Raw genomic sequence first — 4,120 nt, 5'->3', positions numbered from 1 at the left:
CGGCTATCAGGGCCGCGCGGAGCAGACCGCCGAGCGCTTCGTCGCCAACCCGTTCAAGCCGGGCGAACGCCTGTACCGCACCGGCGACCGGGTGAAGCTGCTGGATGACGGCAGCCTGGAATTCCTGGGGCGGGTGGACGATCAGGTCAAGGTGCGCGGCTACCGGGTGGAGCTGCGGGAGGTGGCGCAGGCGCTGCAGGCGCAACCCGATATTGCGGAGGCGGAGGTTATCGCCAGGGAAAGCGAGGATGGACGGACGCAGCTCCATGGCTACGTGGTATCCCGCAGCGCCGGGCCGGTCGATCTCGGCCTGTTGCGCGAGACGATGGCCAGGACCCTGCCCGAGTACATGGTGCCCGCAGCGATCATGCAGCTTGACGCCTTGCCGTTGACAGCCAACGGCAAGGTCGATCGCAAGGCCTTGCCCGAGCCGGGACAAGCCGAAGCGAAGCGCCATGAAGCCCCGCAGGGGGAGGTCGAGCAGGCGTTGGCGGAGATCTGGGCGCAGGTGCTGCGCGTGGAGTGCGTCGGCCGCCACGACAACTTCTTCGAGCTCGGTGGCGACTCCATCCTTACGTTGCAAATCATCGCGCGGGCCAGAAAGCGCGGCCTCAGGTTCACGCCCAAGCAGTTGATGGAGCTGCAGACCGTCGCCGCGCTCGGGACGGTTACGTCAGTCACGGAAAGCGCGGCGCCGGCAGTGGCCCCGGTTCGGGAAGAAGCCGCGGGTGAGGCCTTCGATTTGCTTCCCGTGCAGCGCTGGTTCTTCGAGCAGCGCTTCGACGAGCCGCAGCACTGGAACCAGTCGGTGCTGCTGACCGCCACGGAGGCCGTGGACCCCCTGCGGCTGCGGCAGGCCGTGGAGCAGGTCGTCGCCCATCACGACGCGCTGCGCCTGCGCTTCGACGAGCAGCAGGGCGCATGGCGGCAAACCTATGGAGCGGCGCGTGACCTGGTCAGCTTCGAGCGCATCGATCTTGGCGGCGAGCAGCAGGCGGCCGCCGCCATCAGCCGAACTGCCGACGCCGCCCAGCGCAGCCTGAGCCTGGCACAACCCTTCAAGGCCGTGTGGATGGATCTGGGGCCGGGCCGCTCCGGCCGGCTCCTGCTCGTGGCCCATCATCTGGTGGTCGATGGCGTCTCGTGGCGGGTGCTTCTCGAAGACCTGCAAACCGCCTGCCGCCAGCTGGGCGCCGGCAGCCCGGTGGAGCTGCCGGCCCGGACGACGTCGTACGCGGCCTGGTCCCGGGCATTGAGCCAATATGCCCGGGGCGATGCGCCCAAGGCCGAATTGCCGTACTGGCAGGCGCTGGTCGGTACGCACGAGCCCAGCCTGCCCGGTGTCGCCGAAGGCAGCAACTGCGTGGCCGATGCTCGCACCGTCGAAACCACCCTCGACGAGGACTTCACCGAGCGCCTGCTGAGCGAGGTGCCGCAGGCCTACCGCACCCAGATCAACGACATCCTGCTCACCGCGCTTGCCCGCACGCTGTGCGCGTGGGACGGACGCGAGAGCGTGCTGGTGGAGCTGGAGGGCCACGGCCGCGAAGCGCTGGATGAAAGCATCGATCTGTCGCGGACGGTGGGTTGGTTCACCAGCCTGTTCCCAGTGCGCCTGCAGCCGGGCGAGGGCGATCCGGGCGCCAGCATCAAGGCGGTCAAGGAGCAACTGCGCCAGGTGCCGAACAAGGGCCTGGGCTACGGCGTGCTGCGCTACCTGACCGAGGAAGGGCGGGTGCTGGCCGAAGGCGCCTATCCGCAGGTGACTTTCAACTACCTGGGCCAGTTCGACCAGAGCTTCGCGGCGGATGCGCTCTGGCGCCTGGCGCGCGAGAGCACGGGCGGGGAGCGTGCGCCGTCCAGCCGGCGGCGAACCTGGCTGGAAGTCGGCGCGCTCATGCACCGGGGCGAGCTCCGGGTGAGCTGGACCTACAGCGCGGCGATCCATGACGAAGCCCTGGTGAGGCGTCTTGCCGAGGAATTCCAGCGGGAGCTCGAGGCGCTGATCGAGCACTGCACGAGCGGGGCGATGGGTGCGACCCCCTCGGACTTCCCGCTGGCGAGGCTCACTCAGGCGCAACTCGACCAATTGCCCGTACCGGCGGAGAACCTGGCGGACCTCTATCCGCTCTCGCCGATGCAGGCGGGCATGCTGTTCCATAGCACGTATGACCCGACCGGCACGGCCTACGTCAATCAGCTTCGCATCGACATCGACGACCTGGACCCTGCCCGCTTCAAGGCGGCCTGGCAGGAGATGTTCGATCGGCACGAGGTGCTGCGTACCGGCTTCGTGCAGGACGAAAGCCCACTGCAATGGGTCGCCAAGTCGGTGGAAGTGCCGCTGAATGTGCAGGACTGGCGCGGGTACACTGACCAGGCGCAGGCGCTCGACGCGTTGGCTCAAGCCGAATTTGCCCGCGGCTTCGATCTGGCAGCCCCGCCCCTGATGCGGCTGGTGCTGGTGCGAGTGTCGGCCAACCGGTATCACTTCATCTGGACCCGGCACCACCTGCTGCTCGACGGGTGGAGTACGTCCAGGGTGATGGCTGAAGTCCTTGGACTTTACTCGGGACAACCCGCCTCTACGCAGAGTGGCCGCTATCGTGACTACATTGCCTGGCTGCAAGCCCGGAGCGTTGCTGCATCGGAGAACTACTGGCGCACACTGTTGGCGAGTATTGCCGAGCCCACCAGGCTGGCTGCTGCAGTAAGGCAGCCGTTGAACGGCCAGGGATATCTGGTTCATCGTCAGGCATTCGACAGCGAAGAGACTGCGCGCCTGATGAGTTTCGCGCGGGCCGAGCGCGTGACCGTGAATACCATGGTCCAGGCCGCATGGGCACTGATGCTGCAGTGCTACACAGGGCAGGACGCAGTGTGCTTCGGGGCGACGACCGCCGGCCGTCCAGCGGAACTACCCGGGGCCGAGCAGATGCTGGGTTTGTTCATCAACACAATCCCCGTCGTCGCGGCACCGCAGCCGCAGCAGAGCATCGGGCAGTGGCTGCGAGAGCTGCAGGCGCACAACACCGCATCAAGGGAGCATGAGCACACACCGCTGTTCGAGATCCAGCGCTGGGCCGGTGTCGGTGGCCAAGGGCTGTTCGACAGCATCATCGTGTTCGAGAACTACCCGGTGGATGAGGCACTGCGTCAGTCGGGCGACCGGCAGCTGCGGTTCGAGGCAAGCAAGAGTCGGGAAGAAACCAACTACCCGATGACCCTGACGGTGCACCACGGCCAGACACTGGACATCGAGTATGCCTTCCAAGGTCAATATTTCTCGTCCGACCAGGTCGGGCAATTGGCTGGGCACGTTCATGGGTTGTTGCTTGCGCTGGCCCAAGGCCCGGAGCGGTATCTGGGAGACGTGGTTGTCCCGAGCGAATCCGAGCGAGTCCAGCTCCGGCAGTGGGGTGCGAACGAGCAGCGCTACCCGGATGCCGAGCCGGTGCATCGCCTGTTCGAACGGCAGGTGCAGAAGCAGCCGCAGGCCACGGCGCTGGTCTTCGGCGACGAAGCGCTGAGCTACGCCGAACTCAACCGCCGGGCCAACCGCCTGGCGCACCGGCTGATTGCCCTGGGCGTCGCGCCGGAGACCAAGGTGGGCATCGCGCTGGAGCGCTCGGTCGAGATGGTGGTGGGCCTGCTGGGCATCCTCAAGGCGGGCGGGGCCTACGTGCCGCTGGACCCCGACTATCCCGGCGAGCGTCTGGCCTACCTGGTCGAGGACAGTGGCATCGGGCTGCTGCTCACGCAGCGCCACGTCAGAGAGCGAATCACCGGCAGCCGGTCGCTGACCACGCTGGAGCTGGACAGCCTCGATCTCGACGGCGAGCCCGAGCACGACCCGCAGGTCGAACTGCACGGCGACAACCTCGCCTACGTGATCTACACCTCGGGCTCCACCGGCCGGCCCAAGGGCGCGGCCAACCGGCACAGTTCGCTCTACAACCGGCTGGTGTGGATGCAGGACGCCTACCGGCTCACCGACGCGGACACGGTGCTGCAGAAGACCCCGTTCGGCTTCGACGTCTCGGTCTGGGAGTTCTTCTGGCCGCTGATGGTCGGTGCGCGGCTGGTGGTGGCCAACCCGGGCGACCATCGCGACCCGGCA

1 protein-coding gene is annotated in these 4,120 nt (G+C 67.2%); it reads left to right on the top strand.

What is annotated here, in order from left to right:
- Positions 1 to 4,120: condensation domain-containing protein (locus tag ACYVD0_RS18545; RefSeq protein WP_460428176.1), on the top strand; the 4,120-nt coding region annotated here is incomplete at both ends.

This window comes from Azotobacter armeniacus (assembly GCF_054779355.1).
This window is presented reverse-complemented; position numbering and strand designations above follow the sequence as displayed.